The following is a 22,819-nucleotide window of genomic DNA, read 5'->3' on the forward strand; positions in this document are numbered from 1 at the left end:
CTTAAAAGAGATACTGATAAGAAACTAAAGTCTCTGCATACTGCGGATAGGTGGTATACTCTAATCTGATTTCATGATCCACATGGATGGCATACCTTAGTTTTAGGCTGTTCTGAAAAAAATTATTATTTTTACTCATTGACGTGTAAGCATAAGAGTATTGCCATTGAAACTTAAATCGTTCCCACTCATAAAGATAGTTAAGCATAGCCTGAGGGCCAAAGCGCATGCCATAAGAAAAATCTGAATTCGTCTGAGCCTTCAATCCCCCGAGAATTGAAATCACTCCAAAAGAGTTCCCCTTCGAAAATTCTTGTGCAAACGAATACCCATAGAGTAAATCTAAATTCCCAACGGCCTTTCTGGCCTCCGGATGATTGAAACTGAGTGTTTGTGATCCGATATCAATCAAATAGGAATGTTTTTGCGATAAACCATTATAAGGCGAAAGGGAAGCCAATTTGATCAAATGGAAAGTCGTAATCTCAGGTCGGTTATCCTCATACTTTCTAACCTTTAAATTGAAGAACTGAATTTCCGAAGTGGAAATCATTCCTTTGGGCACATTGAGCAGATCGTGATATGCCAGTCGCGACTCCACCTCCATAAAATTTCCTATACTGGCGTTACCATAACCCAAAGAAAGTCGTCTAGATCCATGCGCGGATTCTGGCGGATCTTCTTTTTTTATCTCGTCTGCTTTTTTAGCTTCTATTGGCAACGAACTTTGTTTGCCTAGAAGGCGAAAGTAGCGGTCATCTGTCTCTAAAAGTTTTCTTTGAGTCATACGATATTGAAAAGAATCGATTAAGACTGGGACCAAACGCACGTCAGTCTCTTGGTTTAGAGATATTTCCTTCTTTTGATCGATTTCGTTTAAGTTTATAAAATACTGCTCTCTCTCTTCCTCTTTCATCTCGGTGATCTGATTTTCGAGCCGATGATACAAGGAGGGCCGAAAAACAGGAGAGTTATCCTTGACCAAACCAAAGGCATGCACCTTTTTCAAAAGGTCAATGGGCGTTAGAATCATTTGCGTATCACTCTGCAAATTGATGTCCTTTACCACTTCTAGCACTCTTAAGATTTGGTAGGCACAATTTTCACGTTGGAAAAAATAATCGAATTCCGCCTGCCCCATTTCCCAAAGATGCCCGAGTAAAATTTCTTTTTGCAAATCATCAAGACTTAATTCATATTCCCAGAGATCTCGATTTTCTAGATCATTGTATTCGTTGATTTTTGCATAATAGGGAAATATAGAAAATTTGCCTGTATAACCTCCGAAGATACCTCCCAAAACGTATCTAAGAGGATCTATTTCACCTGGCTCTGCCGCATATCCAATGCCGTAGTCAAGCAACTCGGAATTCAAATTAGATTTATTATTTAACTTCAAAAAAGTGTGGCCAAAAAGTGAGGCTGGCGATTGTAAATAGTAGGAAGCAAAAACTAATTTCACTTTTGAAAGATTGATATTTTGTTTCCAAACATCCAACCGATTGCACGCGATTTTCTGGTCAGAAATTTCTATCTTTAAGGCATGCCGAAGCCAACGGTATCGTTCTGGGAAAATACATTGAGGTGACAGATCTAAATTTTTATTATTTTCGAGAAACAAGCCCCTAACAGATGCTATCATTTCTTTTCTTGGATCTACTTTACCATACGCAGAAAGAAAATAGCTGTCTGATACGATCTCTGAATGATATCCAACTAGTAAACTCTTTCGGTAACGGAGAAGCCTCATCCAATGCGAACTTTGGAAAAGTTTTGAGCTGTCGATTTCCGATAATAAAATCCTGAGTCGCTCTCTTTCAGGTTTTGACTTTGGCTCGAAAAAGTCCAGATACTCTCTCTCCGCCCTCTCCCGATACTTTTCAGCGGGTAACGGAATATCGTTCTCGAAAGCTTCCTCGGAAGGGAGATCCGCGCTAAAGTTAGCGGATGGCAAGATCACCAAAAATAATAAAAAGTAAAATCTATAAAAAAAAGCCAAGGAAACTTTACGAGGCGGCCAGCACTTCTAAATGGACTTTTACGGATTCTGAAAGAGCCTGGAAATCATAACCACCTTCCAGAAACGAAATGACTCTACCCTTTGCGTATAGGTTTGCTTCCATTAATATTTTTTTTGTGAAATTTTCAAAAGATGTGGTTTCCAGAAGCATTCCACCTAACGGATCTTCCCTGTGAGCATCGAAACCAGCGGAAATCAAAATCACTTCAGGTTGAAATTTTTCCATTTCCTTTTGAAACAAAGGCCAAAGCCTCATATAATCGACTTCTATAGAATTCCGAGGCAGGGGAAGATTCATCGTAAAACCAATGCCTGCTCCCGTTCCGATTTCTTCTTTGGAACCGCTCCCCGGATAAAATGGATATTGGTGGAATGAAACAAAATAAACGGAATCGTCCGCATAAAATTGGTTTTGCGTTCCATTTCCGTGATGCACATCCCAATCCAAAATGAGTATCCGCTTGATTCCTTTAGATTGAAGATACTTTGCCGTGATGGCAATATTATTGAACAAACAAAAGCCCATAGCATTTCCACTCTCAGCATGATGACCAGGTGGTCGAACCAATGCGAAACCATTTTTTATTTCACCTCCTAACATGAGATTCGCGAGATGTATACCAGCACCGGAAGCAAGACTGGCAGCCACATAGCTATCTTTGGAGAATGGCGTATCTCCATCAAAAAAACCGAGGCTGTGTTTTTGACAAGAAGTCTCTACAAATTTGACATATTGGGGATTGTGGATGAGGGTAATATCTTCCAATGTGGCGGGATTAAATTTTTTCTCCCATTGAAATCTATTGCCATCTAAGCCCTGTAGACTTTCAAGGATCGCAGTCAGCCTGCCGATGGTTTCAGGATGCCCAGGACCGGTATCATGTTTTAAAAATTCATCGCGAAAGGCAATGGCTGTCTTCATGTACTTTCTCCAGGTTATGTGAACTTCATAAATCGTTCTATATAGACGATCATTTCGACCAGTTCAATCGAAATCAAGTCCAGGGTTTTTGCTATCTGCTCTTTTTCTTGCATAGAAATCTCTTTGTCTAGAGCAGAGTTGCCATATGAGGTTAAAAAATTTCGAATGGCCTCTGACAATACTTCATTAAACCAAGTTTTAAAAATGCCAATTTTCATTTTATATTCTGGAGAAATCGAACCGCTCAATTCCCAAATGGAGTGTTCTACAAACCGGAGTTGGATGCGGAAATGACCGTTTCCTTTTTCGATAACGATGATACTTTGGCCGTTCGTAAAATCGATCCGTCGCAACATAACCGTAATCACGAGAAGTTTTTCAAGGTCATCGATCAGTGCTCGTTTCTCTTGCCCCGTAATCTTCGCATCATCGCCCAGTGAATTTAAATAGATTGTACCTATATTTTTGAAGCAAACGGTGAGCTCATGCACTCGTTCTTTAAATTGGTCAGGACGAGTGAGAGTTTCGTCAAACCTACCAAAAGATTTTAAAACATAATCAGGTGAAATTTCGATCATTTGTTTTTCCCAAAGAGAATTCTAAACATCTTTTTTACATTCGTCAATTGAATCGATTGGATTTTTAAGTCACATGCAAGATTCTGTCAAAAAAGGAACTAGCCTAACCAAAATGTCAAATATCTCCCCTAAAATTGCGGCCATCTCGCTCCTCCTTCTTGCGAGTTTCTGCCAATCTGCAGATACTAAAAAAGAATCTCGCCTTTCCGCCTTATCAAAGAACAAGGAAGTTCCAAGCTTTATCGAAGGACTCTATATAAACACAAAAACAATACGTGATAAAAAATACTGGAATGCTCTTTTTACTGCCATGCAAGAACACGGGATGAATGCGGCTGTCATAGATATGCAGCCTTTCCCTCCATCTGCTGAGCAGATTCAAGATGCAAAATCTCGTGGCATCTATCCGATTGCAAGAGTCGTCAATTTTGAAGGTGGACTCATTGAAAAGTCTCCGTCACCTAGCCTCGTACTTTCGATACAAAAATCTATACGCACTGCTTGTTCCATCGGAATCAAAGAGATTCAGCTAGATTACATTCGTTATGCGGATGGAGGCACAAACTTTAGCATGAGTTATGAAAAAAGATACGAGAGTATCCTTGCCATCATTAAAGACCATAAAGAAAAAACAAAAGATGTGTGCGGAGAGGATGTTGAGTGGTCAGCAGATATTTTTGGTAGGGTGCCTTTTATAGAAAATGATGTCATCGGTCAAAAAGTGGAGCCCTTCAGCGAGGAATTGCAAGCACTCTACCCCATGCTATACCCTTCTCATTTTTATGGAATCGCCAAACGAGTAGCAGATCCCTACGGTACGATCAAAGATGGCTTAGATTTGACTGTTTCACGCGCGAAACCAGGTACGAGAGCTCTAGCCTGGGTGCAGGGTTTTAAGATGATGGTAGGACCCAGCCGGCTCTCTTATAAAGACTATATCAAAGTTCAAATGTTAGGTGCAAAGGATTCAAAGGGACATGGATTTATCGTTTGGAATGCTGGAAATGATTACCTGGAGACATTCGAGGCGTATACCGAATACCAAAAGGAAAAAAATAACCAGCGATAAACTTAACTACTCATTCATCTGGATTTAGAGGTTCTTCGTCTCTTCTTCAAATTGTTTTCGGCGGGTATAGGCTTCTGCCTCTTCTTCGCCGAACGCTTTTACTCGAAGTTCCATTATTTTTTTTTCTTTTTCTTTCGAACTCAGAGAAGGATTGCTGGATAAGAAATCTCGTTCCAATTTTTCATAATCTGCGATGCGGGCACTTGCCTGAGCCTCTTCTTTTCTTACTTTTGCCAATTCCGCGGCTTTTTCCTTTCCGAAGTATCTTGTTTCCAAGGCTGCCAGTTTCTTTTCCTTCTCTTCTGGGCTGAGTCCGCTTTGAAATTCTTTTTCCCTTAAAGAAAGCTCTGTCTGGTAATGATCGAATTTGTCTTCACGAGAAACGACTGCATCATAGTAAGATCCATACGTTTTCTTTTTAAGTTCATTGTATTTTCGAACTCGATCTTCAGGGTTAAGATTTTTTGTTGCTTCTATGAAATTTGATGAGCCTTCCAAAAATTGGACTTGTGATTCTTCCATGCCAAAAATCAAATCTGCTTTTTCTTCGCCCATGATTTCTCGGCGTTTGTTCTTTAAAATTTCGTACCTGTCGTCAAATTTAACATCGGCAGATATCTCTAACTTATGTAATGCGACTTCGTATTTAAAATAACTTTCAAACAAATCTTTTAGTTTTTCTTTACTCGGACTTTCATAATTGGCATCGATATAGGCAAGAATGGTCTGGTTGCACTGATCTGCCGTATAGGAGGCATCACATTTACGTCTAAGTGCCCAGATTTCCCAGACAAAATTGATCTTTCCTGTTTTTAAATCCTCAATGATCTCGAGGTAGCTCTTTGGTTCCTCGTCTTTAAAAGGAGAAAGCGCGTCATCCCAGAACTGAGATTGGTTGCCCATGGGACTCAAATTTGGATCGTTACGCAAAGCTTCATTCTCGGAGGAGAGTTCACCTGCCTGCTGATTCGTATCTTTAGTGAGAGACCTGCTAATAAAAAATAAAGCAAGAATTGCAACAAAGCCAATGATAGAAAAGATGATGATATTTTTTTTGTCCATGGTGGTTAAATAGAAAAGGTTGTGCAAAACGCACAACCTTTCTTTAGAGACAATCTGTATTCTTTAAAGATTAAAGAGCCGCTTTCGCGTTCTTTGCGATATTTAAATACCAGCCTTGCACGTCGAAGTAACCTTGACCGCTCCACTCTAAGTTTGTCGCTTGTAAGTGGTCGATTCCTGTTGCATACCAATACGATGGAGCTTGTCCTTTGTATGTTCCCCATTTTTGTGAAGTTAACGGAACCACACCATCATTTGCTCCACCTAAACCATAGAACAATCCGCCGGCCCAAGTGATAGGGTGCGTAAGTGCCATAATCGGGTGTTGGATGAGGTCAGCCCATGCCATCGCATTTGCGTAAGAGTAGTATTTCATACCAGATACGTTTGGAGTTGTCGTATTGAAACTGTTCACATAACTTGTAGTTAATGATTTACCCATAGCGATCACATCCTGAGGGCGACCGTCACGATAAACTAATTTTGCAAGTAAGCTGAGTGCAGAGTTTGCGAATGGTTGCAACCAACCAGGAATGATCGCGAGAACGATGTCTGCCATAGGTGCGCCTTTATGAAGCGAATCTACAGTCGTTACTGTCGCTGTCTTTGAAGCAAATCCTAGGTTTTTAACCATATATCGAATCACAAGTCCACCTTGGGAGTGACCTACCAATTGAACTTTCGTACAACCGTTAGATGCCATCCAAGAAGAAACTGCCGTTTTGATTTGGTCCGCACGAACAGGGATGCTGTTTGTTGCAGAACTTCCAGGAGTCGTTACTTTTGCACCTTGAGATCTCAAGTAAGTATCAAGACCACCCCAATACTTTACGAGTCCACCTGCGAGTCCTTTCGTATCATCAAAACCAAGGATTCCGTGAACAAGCGCAATGCACTGTCCATCAAGAGGTCCCGCCATCAATCCCGTCGAAGGGATCGTTAAAAAAAGTGCTAAAATTCCTGTTACGATTTTTGTTTTCATATTCCATCCTGCCTACTTTCAATTGTCAAAACTATGTCATTATGGTAAATAATGTCAATATTTTTAACTAAAAAAAGAAATAATTTCGGTAAATCCCTTATTTTGATACATTTATGACAAAATCCCGACAGAATGCCTTTAGAATGAACATCAATTGATGCCATAATTGCGTTCTTCGGGACTTCGGAAATAACCAGAAGCTTCTTCATTCTTGATGATTTCCGCTTCTTCCCCAAATAATTTTGTCCGGGCGGCATCTAATTCCTTTTCCTGCTCTGGACTGAGTGAGGTTTTTTTACCAAGAAGTTGTTTTCGAAGTTCAATGTATTTATCTTGGTTCTGCCACCTAATCTCTCTTTCATCTTCAAGTGCATCCCATCGGTTTAACGCTGCTGCGTCCATACCCATTGCTTCCCGGATATCGCGAAGAGTGGATTTCCTAGCATCATACGACATGATTTTTAAATCTTTCTGAACTGACATGACAAACCCTTCCGTTAATGTTTGCTGTCTTTTGTTTAAGATTTGAGGTAGTTCCTTACCAAAGTTTTCTTTTAGGGTCGACTTAAATGTATTTAGTTTTGCATCAACATTTCCAACGGGACTCTCCTCAATACGTTTTAATACATCTGATACATTTTGCATCTTCTTTTCCATAGCCCAAATATCGTCTGCCTTATCACCAAACAGACGATACCTCTCTTTCCACATCTCTTTACGCCTGTCTGCATCTGACATGAGTCCAAGTCTTGTCATATTGTTCTCACGAAATTTATTGTAAGAGTATAACTTTTCAGACATACGAAATAATTCTAAGGCTCGGTCTGGGAAAGCCAAGTGGAGGATTTCATGTAATTTTTCAACCCAATTCTCAGGGAATAATTTCGGAAGGTCCTTCATTAACTCCTCTAAGAGTGCAATTTGTACGCGTGCATTATCAATATTTTTACCGTACTTCTCTACCATGATACGTGCAATTTGTTCTGGAGTGAGATTTGCAAAATCAATATCTTCAAAATTTGCTGGTAGCTCACCCAATTCTCGATTGGCATATGTTTTATTTGATTCTAGGAGATTTTTATATGCTTTTGTATTCGCATCATCTCTGTTGCGATAAAGGAGGATAGATATGAAGAAAATTGCAAGTGTAACTAAACTAAGGTATAATAAGTATTTTTTTTGGAACATAAATGATCTCGTTTGGTTTTTAAGAAAAGAAAAGCAGGCGGTATCCTGAGACCGCCTGCATGCAGTGAAATTTAACCGCCTTTAGAAACGATAAAATCGATTATAGAGGCATAGAACTCATTTTCGTCAAATGTATCTGGTGGGATCCCAACGACATCCAAATGGTCCTGGCTAATGACAGAAGACTTTGATGTCATCTGCAAGGAAGAAGGCGCATTTAGGTTGCTTACATAACCAAGTGCTGTATTGACAGTAATGGTGTCGAAAGAGAGGGCATACTCAGTGTAAGTGAGTCGGTCTCCCATTTGTTGCGAATTGATTCCAACGAGTCCATCATCATCGTTGTTGGTTTTATTTCCGTCGCCTTTACCAGCTGCCCCGTCATTATCACAGTCGTCTACGCAATATCCATCACCATCGATATTGTAAAACGCTTGTTTAACGAGATAAAGCGCTGGATTCACATTGATACCTTCCTGAGCAGTGATCAAGGAACCAAAATACGCCGCATTACTAGCATTTACATTGTAATTGATATTGAAAGCCTTTGCACCAGTTGTAATCCCATCCGTGGAAGAATAGTCATTGTAAACTAACTGTTTTGCGGCAGCAATCCCATCATTTCCTGGACCATTGATCGCGTTTCCAAAAAGAGTTGCGAGAGCATTGACGACGGAAACTACACCTGGCTTAAGATCCAATATGTATTTCGCAATCGGTGATCCTCTGTGTGGGCTTGATACAGAAATGAGTGCATGTACAACCTGACGACCGTATCGTGTGCGGAGAACAGCAGCTGCTTTTCTGGCATCAATTCCACCTTGGGAGTGACCAATGATATTCACTTTTGAAGCACCAGTCGATGTCATATAGTTTTGTATTTTGTCAGCGAGCATGGTTCCGCGAACTTCCGAAGATTGGAACGGAGTCACCGAAGCAGCGAGTGCCTTTTGTCCGGAGTTGATGCTTCCATTGCAACTAATTTCTAAAAACTCATCACAAGGATCCCCAACAAACACGCCGTAATCGTCTCCGAAATAAAAGTACCCGAGCAAGTTGTCAAAGCCAGAAAGACCATGAGCAAAGACAACAGGATACACCGTTTTTCTCGCGCCAGCACTCAGACTCGTAGAGAGTGCGAGGATGGCTAGAGAGAGAAACAGAAACATTTTTTTAGAGTTCATAATTCACCTCAAGACGAATTATGTGGGTAGGGCCGCCACAATGCAAGTTAATTTTGTTAACTATGTGACACTTATGACTTATTTTTCTTATTTTGTGTCATTACCTAACCTTTCTGACTCTTTTTGGACACAAATTTAGGGATTTCGATAGATCGAGATCACCATTTTACCTATGCAATTTTTTCAAAGTCCGACCAACCGTTCGTAAATCTGTAAGAAAACAACACCTAATCCGCCGATGGTGGCTCCTACAATAGGAACACCGAGTAGTCGAATTGAGAAGTTTGTGGCATCGAGCCTTTTTTCAAGAGAAGTGAACTTTTCGTCCACTCTTAAGAACCGAACGTCCATTTCCTTTTGAAGGGATTCAAATCGAACATCCATCTCCTTTTGAAAGGATTCATATCGAAAATCCATCCTTTCGAATCTGGTGATCATATCCGTATGCATCGTCTCGAATCTGGTGTTCAGCTCCGTATGCATCGTTTCAAATCTGCTAGCCATCTCTGAACGCATTGACTCGAATCCATTTCTCATTTCTAAATGGATGGGTAAGAGTTTCGTAGCTTCGAATTGGTTCATGGACTGGTCCCGTTTCTCTGCAATAGTATCAATGATCCAATCCTGGATTTCAATCGCTATTTTGGTTTCGATTTCTGCTTTTTCTAGAATCTGATATAGCTTCGGCGGATTAGCCATTTTTGTCTGCCTTCATTAGAAAGGGGCAGGAGATAGCAAGTTGTACCCTAAAAAATGGAAGTTGTAAAAAAAATGAGTGAAGTACGCCAGTCTTCGATTGGTACACCAATGAAAAGCTGGCGATAAAATTTGATACTTCCTTAAGGCGTAACTTCCGTCCAATTGGTAAAGTCTGTGGATTTAAAATATTTTTGCGTGAAGGTGCCACTATTTGACTGAGCGTAAACAAACACTGTATTGTTGATTGATCCGATGTTATTTGATGGTGATAACCCACCTGGGATTGTAATCGTAGCTGTGTTTGACCAGTTGGATCCATTGTCCGAAGAAGTATGGGCCGTAAGCGTCGTCACATTATTACTAAAACTCGAACCTACCACCTTTAATGTCCCAGAAAAATCACCAAGCCAAAGGTAACTCCCTGAGGTTAAGCCCCCCGTTTGGGTTGCGGTTGTCTCTCCTGCTATACTTGTACCTGAAAAGAGACTTGGATCCGTTGCCGTATAACGGATGGAAGTTCCTGAAGTGTAAATCGTTCTGCTACTGGCATAAATCATACTTCCTTTGGTTCCCTGGTTGGAAGTGACTGCAATAGTGAATCCTGATCCGTTCCAACGATAGTAGATATCGGCGGCCAGAGTGCCATTGAGGAGTTCAACGGCACCAGCGGTGGATGAGCTTGATGCCACTCCATTCTGGCAGACCCAGGTGCTTCCGTTTGTCGTGCCACAGTACTTATGTGAGGTGCTCGTCACCCCAAATCCAAACACAAAACCGTTGCTAGAAGCGGCGGATGGGAGAACGCTATTTGAAAGGTAATAAGTGGATGTAAGGGTCGAGTCCGTGATCTCTGTAAAGTTCAGATCATTGACAGTTACCCCGGAAGCGAAATAAAACTTGTGGTCTGTAACAGTCGTTTGGGATCCATTGCTACCTCTCTCCCCTGATTGTTTTAACCCGATTGCATAGATGGTTGATCCAAACTTAGCTACCGATACCACATGGCAATCCGTATAACTGCCCGAAGAAGAACCCGCAGTTGCTGTACAATTTGGTAGCGTGAATGTTTTTTTGGTAAACGAAGTTCCATCTGTGGATTCGTAAAGGGAAGGCGAACTACCGACGGCAAAGAGCGAACTGCCTGAGGATTTGAAACCGCGAGGGAGGGAGGAGGTGCTACCGCTAGAGCTACCTCCACTATTGGTGACAATAATGCCGGGCAGTGTGAAATAAACTAAGCCATAAATTGGATTCTGGATCGACGAATACGTCTTGATCACATCGAGCTCATCCTTTCTACAATGCATGAGCAAAGCAATGGAAAGCAAGCAGACAATTGATTTTAGTTTTAATGATGAATTCATAATCTCTCCTAATATGTGTACGTCAGAGTAAAATTTAACTTATGTTCGTTTTGAACCTGGTTTCCAAGCATTGCCACAGGTTGTAAAGAGTACTCAGGTAAAATACGAACGGAACCTTCTTGTTTGAAACTTTTGCCAGAGAAAAAGTAGGCATCTACTAAATTGAGAGCCCAAAAGACACCATAGAGGGACCAAGCTTGGTTTCGCTTGTCCACAGCCGATTCAAAGGCAGATCTAGCCTCCGACTGATACACCTCTGAAAGCAGAACACGATATAATAGATTGTCCGTGGCGCTTGTCGTAGCATTTGTTAGACCTAAGGTTCCACTCAGTAGAGGCATTCCCACCACAGAAAAATATCCATCTCTTTTAAATTTAGTATACGCACTTTGTACACTTTGTTCGGTGCTTACCACATACCCAAATAGAGCAAGGCCACTCGCCATCCAGGTATATCCTTTAACCGAATCTCCTGCGTACACTTGCCCCCATCCGGGTAGGAAGGCGGATCGTAAAAGTCTAGAACTTGGCTTTGTGGGACGAACAAAGTTTGCATCACTCTTTTCTCCGCCATAGGTTCCTTCGTTCCAAGATTCCGCTGCAAAATAGGAGCTAACAGCATCCGTGAGCAAAAGGAAACCTAAGATCCCCGCCGCTGTCGCCTGTTGGTTGGCAAGTTGGGCTTTTGCTTTGTTGTTTCCTGCTTGCTCGGCGAGTGCTCTCCCTGAGAGTCCAGACTCGTATCCATAGGCATTGGTAACGTTTGTTACAAGTAATAAGGGGATGCCGAGGGTCGTAGACAAACTGGACGCTGCTGGACCACTGCTAGAAGTTTGGTACCAAGCGAAAACTCCGACATCAAAGGCATCAACCTGGTGTGCAGTTTTTTTGGCACTCATTACATCCACAAAATTGAGAAATGCGATGGTCTCGAGAATGCTAAAGGTGATCGCTCGTCCCGTACTTTGTGTGCGGTACAAACCCGAATAACCAGGAATTAGACCCAAAGCGAAATTTCCCCACGGACTTACCATCTCTTCCTCCGCACGTGGAGTAAATTCATCCCCTCGCTCGGAGGCGATGGCCACCCTTGCTTTCTCTTCTTCTGCTTCTAAGGCGATTTGTTCGGCTGTGGGACCCGTTGTGCCAGGAGTGGTCGGAGTTTTTGTCTTCCACTCAACGGCTGTAATCTTTAAGGATTTGATATCTGATTTGGCAAGTGCTTCCGATTTTCCATTTTCGTATTTGATTTTGACGGCTGTCTTTTCAATGGATGTTTTTACGTTTTCAATCACCTTACCTGACTTTAAGGAAACACGGTCAGCAGATAGCTGTGATACGGAAAAGATAATCAGGAAGACACAAAAAAAGTTAAAGGGAATTTTTAAGATTGTGCATTTCATTTTTATACCCGAAGTTAGGTCATCAAACGGAGGGAGAAGAATAAAGAATTTTTCGTGTTTCAGAAGGCTTACCTTCTACCCCATTCATGGTAGTAAAATAGAGGAATATTCTGCTTGGCAGCACTCCCCTTCTTTCATTCAATCGACTGGAAAAAGGGAACACTATGACTTATAATCGAACCATCACTATCACGATTCTATTTGCCTTTACACTTCTCACGTCTATGTGCAATCAAAAAGAGTCAGCTGGGAAAGCAGAAGTAAAGAACATGGAAAAGCCCAGCGAATCCAAGGTTACATCTGCCGTTGTCATTTTTACCGTTGGTGAATGCCTCACTGGAGATCGGAAGCTGGCCCTCGGAGATTTGATCACAGAAAAAGACATTTTGCTTACTGGTAAAAAATCATTATGTGATCTTCAAATCATCGAAGCAGAATCCGGGATCGTCATCCGCGTAAAGGCAGAGTCAGAATTTAAACTCGAACCATCCGTGGCCTCCGATGGAGGGGATGTCAACCTTGCCCTTAGGAAAGGATCGGGATTATTTAAAATCAATAACAAACTGGCAAAAAACCAATCCGTCAAAGTCATTATGCCTACAATGGTAGCCGGCGTGAGGGGAACTAGCTTCTCTGCAGAAATCTCAAAGAAAGGTGATGTCGGCTTACAAGTGATAGAAGGTTCTGTCTCAACTAGGGCAGCGATTGCAGAAATTGACTCCCTCCCAGAAGAATTGAAATCAAAATCTCAAACTATAATCGCGGTGGAAAGTTCACTCGCGAAGAGGGAACAGGTATTAGAGGCAGGTCAAAAAGTCACCATCTCAAAAGCATATACCGATAAAATATTAAAAGATACTGGGTTAAACACAGCCATTCCTCAGATCCAGGAATCGATCAAAAAAGGGGACATCAAAACGGCCACGCAAAAGTTGGATACCCTTTCAGGTTCTACCGAAGAGACCAAAACCAAAATTGCAGATAAATTAAGTGCAACCACTCCTATCAAAGTAGAACAGACCAAAGAGAAAGACATCCAAGCGCAATTAAAAGAATTTGAAGAGCTCATCGCGATCGAAAAAGAAAAGATGCAAAATGAATCGGTTCGCAAAACAGAAATTTCATCTAGGAACAAAACAAAAAATGAAAGCCTGATGAAACGAATTGAACAAATTACTGGAAAATCCGCAGAAACTCTTTTACTGAAAGACGGTAGCCGGGTCCAAGGTGTCATCATACAAGAAGGATCGACATATCACGTGTTAACTACGGATGGTAAAAAAAGTTTTGCTGAATCAGAAGTCGAAGGAACTGAATTCTAATTCAAAAAACAACTTAGAAAAAAAGGGAGAGAGTCGTGGCTCTCCCGTCCTTTCTGCAGCAATGAATCAAAACACAAAGGCAAACAGGACCAAATACTTTATAATCCTCCTTACCTCCTCTGCTGTTATTCTGACGATTCTTCCTTTTTTCGATCAAATCCATAAGAAAACTCGATACCGTATCACCGACTTAAAGGATAATCTAACGTATCGCAGGTTAGGCTCGAGTGAATGGAAAAAATTTTCTAATCAGGAATACATAAGAACGGATAAAAAAGAAAATACCATGAAAATGAAGATACAATTGCCTGATTTTTCCGAAGGGCAAAATGCTATTTACCTGGAAACCATAGATATGGGAGCGCGTTTTTTTCTGGATGGCCGGCAATTTTACTCGCATGGAGAATGGAATGCGAAGGATCAAATCGAGCACTTTCCAAATTTTTTCGCACACATAGTGCTCCTACCTCCAGAAGCAAGTGCCAAAACCATCGATGTAGATTTATATTCGGATTGGAAATCCATAGGTATCTACGATCATATTTTGCTCGGAAACGAAAGAGACCTTTGGGAAATATTAATTCTTAAACAAGTTCCAAATTTTGCCTTTTCTCTTTTTTATATGATTGTTGGTATATCGGCCGTTCTCATGTTCTGGATGGCAAAAGACTCACTCCTATTATATTTTGGATTTTCTTCTATATCGCTATCGATCATCTGTTTGGCGGAAGTTGACATCAATTTAACAGAGTATCTCTGGCATGAGGCTTCTGCTTTTTTAGGATTAAATGGATATTTTGGGATGGTGTATTTTTTTACAAAATTTATTGGTGAGATATTTGGCAAATCTACTAAACTCATTATGAAGTATTATTCCTATGTGGTGATCTTAACATATTTTTACGGACTTTTCATTATCAGTACCTATGGTTTTACGCGTGGTTATTGTGATTACTTTGAACTCGTTGGAGGTATCGCCAGTGGAGTGGGGGCGACGTTAACGGTTGCAAGTTGCTTTTACCATGCCATGTTGAAAGAAAAAAATGCACGTATCCTACTTTTTGGTTTGCTCGTGTTTTTTACTACCTTTTACCGGTATCTGTTCTTTCAATTTGGATGGTCAACTGACAATGCAAGCGATGTACATTTGAGATTTTTTCCCGTAATGATGTCCCTTGTATGGATCATCTCACTCCGTTACCGGGAAAATATCTTGAGATTGCAAGAATACACACATTTATTGGAAGAATCAAAGCTAAACTTAGAAGAAAAAATCAAAGAGAAAACAATAGGTCTTGAAATCGCAAACCTGCACTTAACAAACGCTAACCAATCTAAAAATGAATTTTTTGCGAATGTGTCTCATGAATTCAAAACACCTCTTACTCTAATACTGTCTCCACTCGAAAGGCTTTCATGCAAAACTAACGATGAACAATCGCTATTCTTACTTTCCGTCATTCATAGAAATGCGACTCGAATTCAGGCTCTAGTGGATGATTTACTCGCCATTGCAAAAATTGAATTTGGAGTGATTGCCAAGGAGAAAATCAATGTTGAATTAATATCTTATTTTCGAAAAATTTCTGAAGAGTTTGAAATATTATGCGATGATAAGAATATTCAGTTTCATTTACACGAATCCGCACAACCTCTTTTTTTCAGAATTGATAAGTACCAATGGGATTTAATCCTTAGAAACTTACTTAGCAATGCCGTTAAATTTACTCCGACAGGACAGGTGGATCTGGCTTATGAAGTTCTCGAAAATAAGATCAAAATCAATATTTCAGATACAGGCATTGGCATTGCACCAGACGAAACGCATTTAGTATTTGAAAAATTTTACCAGTCTTCCAGAGGAAAAGCCATCTCCTCTCTCGGAACAGGGATTGGTTTATATCTTGTGAAAGAAATGGTAAATGATTGCGAAGGTTCTTTTGTTATATCATCTGCAGAAAATGTTGGCACAAAAGTAGAATTGGATTTACCTCTTTATCCAGCAACAGAAGCGACCCAGGCAGAAACTCTTTTCCCTAGAATTCGACGGGCTAAATTCTCAAACGTATTAGATCGTAAAGATCTAAAATATAGACTATTAATCGTCGAGGATGAGCCTTCGATGTCTGATTATCTCTATCATATACTAAAAGAAAAGTATATGATAAAACATGTCACCACTGTTGATGAAGCGGTTGCTTGTATCGAAAATTTAGAATTTGATCTCATTCTTTCAGATTGGACCCTCCCTGGTAAAAACGGAATTGTACTTCTCGAACAAGTAAAACATAAAAACAAGAATCTTCCCTTTTTGTTCCTAACGGCTCGTACAGAAAATTACATTGTCGAAACCGCCTTCCAGCTTGGTGCAGATGATTTTATCGCCAAACCATTTAACGTCGATGATTTGCTTTTAAGGATTGAACAGAAAATTAATAAAAGCAAAGAACACAAGCAGGACATCATTAACGAAAAAGATAGCATCTATGGAGATATTCATGATATCCTTGGTGGTAAACTTACTGACTTAGTATCTCAAATCAATCAATTAGATTTTCACCCAGAATTAATACCAGAGAGATTAGCTAACATCCGGCATACGGCAACAACCCTTTCAAACGAACTTCGTACAAAACTTCATGAATGGGAAGACTTTCGTAATATTGAAAGGGATTTTGAATTGGGCTGGATGTCAATGCTTCTGCGAAGGTATTCGAATGCAGGACGAATCTGTCGTGTGAAACTCAAAGAAGGAACCATCGAATGGAAAGAGGCGGAAAGATGGAGTCTATCTACAAAAACAGAAATTTTTCGGATCACGCAAGAAATTGCAAATAATGATCTTAAATATGGTTCTGGACCTGTTTCCTATGAAATAGGAAGTTTGCTTCCAAGCTTTGAGCTAAAAATTTTGACAAAATCCCATTACCAGAAAGATCGGATACACGGTCGCGGTTCAAGAAATCTAGCGGAACGTTGCCAGAAACTAGGAGCAAGTCTTCAATATTTGGAATTAGAAGGTGAATTCAATGTACTTTTGTTCATTCCAAATACTCTGGTTTAATTTCAGGTCCGACTACCCTAAACTAGGTATTTTCAAATCGGTTAAGGATGTTATAATGAATTCTGAATGGAAGGAATATGATCTTTGATTTTGTAGAAGATGATACAAATTTTGCAGGACGAATGCATGAAATCCTCAATCCCATGGCAGAGGAAATCAGAATATTCGAATCTGCTGAATCATACCTTGCCTCTAAAACACAAAGTTTAGCAGAGATTCTTTTCGTGGACATTGTGTTGCCTGGTCTGAGTGGTATTGAGTTAACTAAAATCATTCGCGAGAAACATCCTGACCTTAAAATCGTAGTCTTGTCCGCAATGGACTCCGATGAAATTCTTTTTCAGGCATTAAAATCTGGTGCGATAGGTTACGTGTTAAAATCTGATTTAGAGAAACTTCCAAGTCTAACAGCTGAAATTATTGCGGGAGGTGCCGTGATTACCTCGACACTAGCTCTTCGCGTTTTAAAAAGCTTTCATGAACCCCAAACGAATGCAAAGGATGGGTTCGAAAGTTTGACCACAAGAGAAAAAGATATTTTAACTGAGCTTATCTCTGGTCAATCCGTTCGGGAAGTGGCCATTGAGCTTGACCTCTCACTTCACACCGTTCAAACACACACCAAAAATATCTATAAAAAACTACAGGTAAATAATCGGATACAGTTGATCAGGCGTGCCTCCGACCTGGGTTTTGATTGATGAAATCAAAACAAATTTGTATCATTGAAGATCAGGATTACTTCAAAGAACTTGTACGAGAAAAATTACAGTACGACCCAAATCTGATCCTGACATTTTTATCCTCTGCAGAAGATTTTATCAAAAATGGTCTCAAAATAAATTATGACTTAGTCTATCTTGACATCAACCTTCACAGCATGAATGGATTGGAACTGATGAAGTACACAAGCTCTAGAGGGCTTAATATAAAATATGTTATCTTGAGTACAGTCTTTTCAGATAATATCGTTTTTGAATCCTTAGAGAATGGTGCGATTGGATATCTTTTAAAATCAGAAGCTTCCGATTTACTCGATATCACTCACACTTTCTTAAATGGTGGAAGCGTGATCACACCCACCATTGCCTTCCTCGTCCAGAAAAAATTTAAAAAGAATCAGGTCGATGGTTATGAAAGGCTGACCGAAAGAGAGAGGCAAATCCTAGAAGAGGTAATCAAAGGTTACACAGCTGATGAAGTGGCAAAATTCTTTGGTCTCTCTACACATACCGTCCGTACACAGATTCGTTCCATATATGTAAAACTAAATGTGAATAATAGAACCATGCTGATGAAAAAGTTGAATCATCATTAAAACCATTGTGCCAATCGCCTTACAAACAGAACGAACCTGTTTCCAGGAGATTGTATTCGGATCTTGTTTGAAATTGAGCCTCTTCCAAGATTCGTCCTTGTATTTGAAAATTAGAATCATATTGATAGGTAGCATTTTTTTTACAATTTAGATCTTGGGTATCCGTAAGATTTTGGATGCGAAATGATGAATCATTATATACCCAATTTGTTAGAGTTCCAGAGCATCCGCCTTTAGTGATTTTACCGGACATTACTCTATTCAATGCGTCCCAATCATAATAAGTTTCCCCATAGCTACTATCCTTTCTGACGTAATTGTACAATCTCCCAAATCCATCACGTGTATACTCTTCTTCAAATTGGCTAGTTGATTTTCTTCTCAATCCATCTAACACTGTCAATTGCCTATATTTAAAATAGAAATCATTGATGGAAAAATAATGATATAGGATCTCCGACAAGCCATTCACAGAACAGTGGTAATTTATATCCTGTGGATGGAAGGTACAAACCCTCTCGTATTCAAATTGAGAAGTTGAATTCGTATGCTTATTTAATATGAATTCTTTTACAAAGGTCTTTGTTGGGTATTGGATACAACCAGAAGAGATTGAAAATAGAATGCTACCAAGAAAATAATTCCTGGTAGCATGATTGTTCTCGGCTTTACATCCCTGAAAGTATATTGAAAATAATAAACATACAGCAAAAGGATGAATTCTCAATTGAAAAGAACTAAGGCGTCACTAAATCGCATGGAAATTCAGTTAGCCTTCCACTTCCTGTACATGTCGTCTTCCCTAGTTTAAGAGCTTTTCGATCCGAGGGAGTGCAAGCATAGAGGGCTCCTTGCGGAGAACTGCATTTAGAAACTCCATTCGTAGTATCTCCGGTAAGATCCATAAGTCTTGTATCGGAACGCACGGAAGTACAACATCGAGAAGAACAACAAGGCAAGGAATTGCTACAGGAATCTGAACAAGAACTACCTGAACTTGATGACGAAGAAGAAGTTCTCCCTGTTGACAAAAAACTTAGCAGGAATAATAGATAGAAAAAGTCCTCTAAGTCACTGGTGGTACTTTTTGCCGTATCCTTTGCGCATCCCGCAAATGATGTAAGGGAAATCATCATTATGCAAAGGAAACTTATCAATTTAACTGGAATCATTCTCATTTTTTCTCCTATTGAATCAAAAAATAATTGAAAAAGAAATTTCCCTTAAGGAAGACTGCTGGTCTTTCTCGGATTCAATTTCCTTCTCGCTCATTCGATTCATTTTTTCAGTATATTTGATTCCTTTAATAATTCAATACCCTGTTTAAGGTATATTCTTACTTTTTTACTTATTATCAATAATTTATTACTTTTTTTATTTTTATAAAGTACATTTTGAACTATTTTCTCGGAACCCTTATGGAAAAGTTACACTATCAATCCAACACGCATCGGAGCCCGAGGCAATGCTGATGTCCTTGCTATAAGTCCAAAGAAATGTATGCGAACCTGCTGTAACTGTATAGGAATTAAACGTCCATGAGCCAGAGCCACTCACACGGTTGGAATTGGTTTCCACGGAATCTACGTAAAAAATGCAATAGTCATGTCCTGATTCGCTGGAAACATTTCGGTAAAATGTGATGCTTCCCGCATTCGTCGTTTTTGTCACAGTAATAGAGGAAGACGCAGAATTACCGATCGTAGCGGACTTCAAACAATTCCCGGAAAAACAACTGACTGAAGTGTTCGTCCAAGTACCCGACCAACCTGAGGGAACAACTCCGTCGTCAAAGTTATTTGAGACACTGGCAACTGTCGAAACAGTAAAGCGAGAGGAAGAGGTGGCAGTGAGCCCACCCACGGTCACAGTAATCGTTCCAGAAGTGGCTCCAGACGGAACTGTCGTCGTTATCGACGTAGCTGTTGACCCAGTGACAGTGGCGGTCGTGGAATTAAACTTTACCGTATTACTTGATGTAGACGTTGAAAAATTGGTTCCCGTTATGATAACCGTTGTTCCAACGCTCCCCGAAGAAGGCGAAAAGGAAGTGATCGTTGGTGAGCGACCCGTAACGCTCGTAGTTGGCACGAGAAGTTGTGTCAAAAGGTATTCTTGCGTTCCTATATCGGTAGCATTGTCACGGCTATAGTTTATGCATCCGAGGGTAAGTAAAAAAAATAATAATTGTATGAGTTTCATATCTATCCTTTAAAATGAATTTTGCCAGAATATTTTTCCGGAATTTTCCCACTCTTGGTTTCCGAGTGCCGTTTGAACTCTCTTCGGTTCCATATCCAATTGGATATTTCCTTTCTCTGTTCTACCGAGTGCGATGCCTGGTCTTTCGTAATTTAACGAGGCGACTGCGGTTGGTTTAAAGATCATCATATCAAGCAGACAGATCGCCATCCAGGCACCGTAAATTTGACTTGCTTGGGCAAGATTTTCCGCACTCCTCTCGAGCGCTTCCCCTCTTTGTGTAGTTTGGATGAGATTGAGTGTATTGAGCGGCTCTAGGTTTAGAAGCAAAAAGAGAGTACCGTCTCCACCGAACAAATCCTTATATTCGCTATCCGCTTTTTTAAAATCGGAATATTTAACTCCGACATTTGCAAGTACACCTAACGTAATCAAGGGGAAGGCATATCCCTTCCAGTTATGTCCTTCTGAAGCTTGTCCCCAACCTGGGAATAAAATTGTTTTGAAATAAGCAGCACCCGAGTAGCCACTTCGATTTGGTGCAGAATTATACTCTTGTGCCAAATTTTGTTCTGAGTTTTCTGAAGAAGGATCTTGGGATTTTTTCTTCTTCAGATTGTAAATTGTAGGGAATGGAGCCTCTTTATTTTCTTGTGCATCAATTTCTCCAAATGAAAAATTGATTAGGCAAAGTAGAAACATAAATGTTTGGCAAGATAGTTTTTTTCTTTTCGTATTCATTTGATAACCTAAATCGCGATACTTCGAAGATTGACAAAAAACGGCTTGCCCTTCTCAATTTTCACTTCGATGGGAACTGAAAATTCTCCTTCAGGTCCGTTCATTTTAAATTTTACGGTATAAGAGCCTGGTTCGAGAAACAGTCGTTTTGCTTGGAAGTTCGAGGGAAGTAAGGACCAGCACCTTAAATCGGGTTCTAAACTAGCGCCTGCGAGAGCACCAGTGGCAGCACCGGCGGCCGTATCTACAGTTTTATCAAAGAGGATTTCACAAACTATATTTAAAGGCTGTGGGACTCGACCACATAACTCGCCTTTTGCTTTTCCTTTTAAAGCATTTGCTCCAGGATTATTGACAGCTGCGTTTGCAGCAGCGGAAGCAATAACAATTTTGGTGGCAAGAGATGCTACGTTTTTTGTTACCATAGCATCATAATTAGAATTGAACGTATCCATCGATGTCTTCGAATAATCATTGAAAATGTGAGTAGTAGCGATCTCCTTATCATTTATATAAATTGTTTGCTCTTTCTGATCCTCAGACTCTGATTTTTCAAATTTCGGAATGGGATTTTCTGCTTCTCCGATTGCTAATAATACACCAGTTATATTGGAAGCCAATGAACTATCTGATTGAGCTGCGACTTCAACGGCTGCTCTTAAGGCTGTCTCAAATTCGGGTGATTCTTTAAGTTTCCCTCTTGATTTTTTGCGCGCGGCAATACCTGCCTGGTTGATGATGATGAGTTCTCCCATCTCTTTTGAATATTTTGCTGGCTCTAACTTGGAATTAAAGGCAATCTTCGTATTTTTAAGTTTTCCCTCAACAGCTCGGGCCGTTTTGGAATCATTACTCTTGAGGGCGAAACCATACTGATTAATCAGTATCTCTTCTTCTTTACCAAGGTGGGCTGTTAGATTCTTATACTGGACTCTTGCATCCTCATACTTCTCAAGATGCTCGGAAATGATCGCATCGAGAAATCGGGCCATACCGTTCTGCTTGTTCTCTGCTTCCGTTAAGTACAATTCCTTTTGTTCAAAGTCCAATTTCCTTAGGTATCGCTTAGCTTCCTCATACTCTCTCAAAAGAGTAGAATTTAACGATAAATAGAAGTAGATCAAAACCCTTTCAAAGTTTTCACCTCTAAAGTTGGAAGCATTATCACTCAATACAAAAGAAGCAATTTCACCTGTGGCACTAACTTTAATATTCTCTGCGACCTGTGCCGCTTCTTTGAATATATCATTACTTTTTTTGTAATCCCCTTTTGTGTGTAAAACGACGCCGGCTTCCATCAAAGCGAGTAATACATCCTTATCTGCCGCATTTGAATATTGATTAAAAAGTTTAGAGGCGGCAGAATCCAATCGATTGTTAAAAAAATCCGACCTAACAGACGCTCTTGTATTTTCTAACCTCGCAGCAGAACTACAAGAGATCAAATGTAGTAAAAAAAGTATCGAAAATAACTTTGTACTTACTGCTGGGATATGGTCCACACATTCCCGACCAAATGCATGCGTAACGAAATCAAAAATCCGACGATTGAAACTCACTTTGTCTCCTCAATGACTGGTTAGTGGATAAGTCCATTTCACTTACATCAACTAGCACCAGTATAAACTTTCAAAAGATATATGTCTATACCCTGAATAGGTGAGAGGTCGGGAAATAATATATTTCTAGACAAATACATCT

Annotated in this window: 19 protein-coding genes; 5 read left to right on the forward strand and 14 right to left on the reverse strand. The window is 40.1% G+C overall.

What is annotated here, in order from left to right:
- Position 1: 1 nt before the first annotated feature.
- Genes EHQ58_RS05855 through EHQ58_RS05865 form a run of 3 tightly spaced genes read right to left on the reverse strand, consistent with a single transcriptional unit; the run spans position 2 to position 3,520 of the window.
- Positions 2–1,954 (reverse strand): Lnb N-terminal periplasmic domain-containing protein, encoded by a 1,953-nt coding sequence (locus EHQ58_RS05855; RefSeq protein ID WP_167883548.1) that lies wholly within the window; start codon positions 1,952–1,954, stop codon positions 2–4.
- Positions 1,955–2,006: 52 nt separating this feature from the next.
- On the reverse strand, positions 2,007–2,942 hold the full coding sequence (locus EHQ58_RS05860; RefSeq protein ID WP_135622940.1) for a histone deacetylase family protein: 936 nt from the start codon (positions 2,940–2,942) through the stop codon (positions 2,007–2,009).
- 14 nt (positions 2,943–2,956) lie between these two features.
- A complete protein-coding gene (locus EHQ58_RS05865) occupies positions 2,957–3,520 on the reverse strand; it encodes a hypothetical protein (RefSeq protein ID WP_135622941.1) in 564 nt (187 codons plus the stop codon).
- A 112-nt stretch (positions 3,521–3,632) separates the two neighbouring features.
- Between EHQ58_RS05865 and EHQ58_RS05870 the strand changes: the two genes are divergently transcribed.
- On the forward strand, positions 3,633–4,589 hold the full coding sequence (locus EHQ58_RS05870) for a putative glycoside hydrolase (RefSeq protein WP_135622942.1): 957 nt from the start codon (positions 3,633–3,635) through the stop codon (positions 4,587–4,589).
- Between the two features lie 24 nt (positions 4,590–4,613).
- Here EHQ58_RS05870 and EHQ58_RS05875 read toward each other — a convergent pair whose 3' ends face one another.
- From EHQ58_RS05875 to EHQ58_RS05905, 7 genes are all read right to left on the reverse strand, one after another.
- Positions 4,614–5,651, reverse strand: coding sequence for a lipase secretion chaperone (locus EHQ58_RS05875; RefSeq protein ID WP_135622943.1), 1,038 nt, complete (start codon positions 5,649–5,651; stop codon positions 4,614–4,616).
- Between the two features lie 70 nt (positions 5,652–5,721).
- Positions 5,722–6,633 (reverse strand): lipase family alpha/beta hydrolase, encoded by a 912-nt coding sequence (locus EHQ58_RS05880; RefSeq protein WP_135622944.1) that lies wholly within the window; start codon positions 6,631–6,633, stop codon positions 5,722–5,724.
- Between the two features lie 150 nt (positions 6,634–6,783).
- Positions 6,784–7,821 carry a hypothetical protein gene (locus tag EHQ58_RS05885; protein ID WP_135622945.1) on the reverse strand — a complete coding sequence of 346 codons (1,038 nt, stop codon included), beginning with the start codon at positions 7,819–7,821 and terminating at the stop codon, positions 6,784–6,786.
- A gap of 71 nt (positions 7,822–7,892) precedes the next feature.
- Positions 7,893–9,005, reverse strand: coding sequence for an esterase/lipase family protein (locus tag EHQ58_RS05890; protein ID WP_135622946.1), 1,113 nt, complete (start codon positions 9,003–9,005; stop codon positions 7,893–7,895).
- A 183-nt stretch (positions 9,006–9,188) separates the two neighbouring features.
- A complete protein-coding gene (locus EHQ58_RS05895; RefSeq protein WP_135622947.1) occupies positions 9,189–9,704 on the reverse strand; it encodes a hypothetical protein in 516 nt (171 codons plus the stop codon).
- 140 nt (positions 9,705–9,844) lie between these two features.
- Positions 9,845–11,068 (reverse strand): hypothetical protein, encoded by a 1,224-nt coding sequence (locus tag EHQ58_RS05900; protein WP_135622948.1) that lies wholly within the window; start codon positions 11,066–11,068, stop codon positions 9,845–9,847.
- An 8-nt stretch (positions 11,069–11,076) separates the two neighbouring features.
- The gene (locus tag EHQ58_RS05905) at positions 11,077–12,471 is read right to left on the reverse strand and encodes a DUF5683 domain-containing protein (protein ID WP_135622949.1); all 1,395 of its coding nucleotides are present in this window, start codon (positions 12,469–12,471) and stop codon (positions 11,077–11,079) included.
- A 164-nt stretch (positions 12,472–12,635) separates the two neighbouring features.
- Between EHQ58_RS05905 and EHQ58_RS05910 the strand changes: the two genes are divergently transcribed.
- The 4 genes from EHQ58_RS05910 to EHQ58_RS05925 all read left to right on the forward strand — a co-directional run bounded on the left by EHQ58_RS05910 (position 12,636) and on the right by EHQ58_RS05925 (position 18,175).
- Positions 12,636–13,793: a FecR domain-containing protein gene (locus tag EHQ58_RS05910; protein WP_135622950.1), complete on the forward strand. Its 1,158-nt coding sequence runs from the start codon at positions 12,636–12,638 to the stop codon at positions 13,791–13,793.
- Positions 13,744–16,857, forward strand: a complete 3,114-nt coding sequence (locus EHQ58_RS05915; RefSeq protein ID WP_135622951.1) for a response regulator — start codon at positions 13,744–13,746, stop codon at positions 16,855–16,857. The genes EHQ58_RS05910 and EHQ58_RS05915 overlap by 50 nt, the downstream gene beginning before the upstream one ends.
- 77 nt (positions 16,858–16,934) lie before the next feature.
- Entirely contained in the window at positions 16,935–17,558 is a 624-nt protein-coding gene (locus EHQ58_RS05920; protein WP_135622952.1) for a response regulator transcription factor, read from the forward strand.
- Positions 17,558–18,175: a response regulator transcription factor gene (locus tag EHQ58_RS05925; RefSeq protein ID WP_135622953.1), complete on the forward strand. Its 618-nt coding sequence runs from the start codon at positions 17,558–17,560 to the stop codon at positions 18,173–18,175. Before EHQ58_RS05920 ends, EHQ58_RS05925 begins: the two co-directional genes overlap by 1 nt.
- A gap of 19 nt (positions 18,176–18,194) precedes the next feature.
- Here the strand turns inward: EHQ58_RS05925 and EHQ58_RS05930 are convergent, their stop codons facing one another.
- From EHQ58_RS05930 to EHQ58_RS05945, 4 genes are all read right to left on the reverse strand, one after another.
- On the reverse strand, positions 18,195–18,902 hold the full coding sequence (locus EHQ58_RS05930; RefSeq protein WP_135622954.1) for a hypothetical protein: 708 nt from the start codon (positions 18,900–18,902) through the stop codon (positions 18,195–18,197).
- 689 nt (positions 18,903–19,591) lie between these two features.
- A complete protein-coding gene (locus EHQ58_RS05935) occupies positions 19,592–20,377 on the reverse strand; it encodes an IPT/TIG domain-containing protein (RefSeq protein WP_135622955.1) in 786 nt (261 codons plus the stop codon).
- Positions 20,378–20,386: 9 nt separating this feature from the next.
- Positions 20,387–21,118, reverse strand: a complete 732-nt coding sequence (locus EHQ58_RS05940; RefSeq protein ID WP_135622956.1) for a hypothetical protein — start codon at positions 21,116–21,118, stop codon at positions 20,387–20,389.
- Between the two features lie 8 nt (positions 21,119–21,126).
- Positions 21,127–22,677 carry a COG3014 family protein gene (locus EHQ58_RS05945; protein WP_135622957.1) on the reverse strand — a complete coding sequence of 517 codons (1,551 nt, stop codon included), beginning with the start codon at positions 22,675–22,677 and terminating at the stop codon, positions 21,127–21,129.
- Between the last annotated feature and the right edge of the window lie 142 nt (positions 22,678–22,819).

Source organism: Leptospira ognonensis (genome assembly GCF_004770745.1).
Classification (GTDB): domain Bacteria; phylum Spirochaetota; class Leptospiria; order Leptospirales; family Leptospiraceae; genus Leptospira_A; species Leptospira_A ognonensis.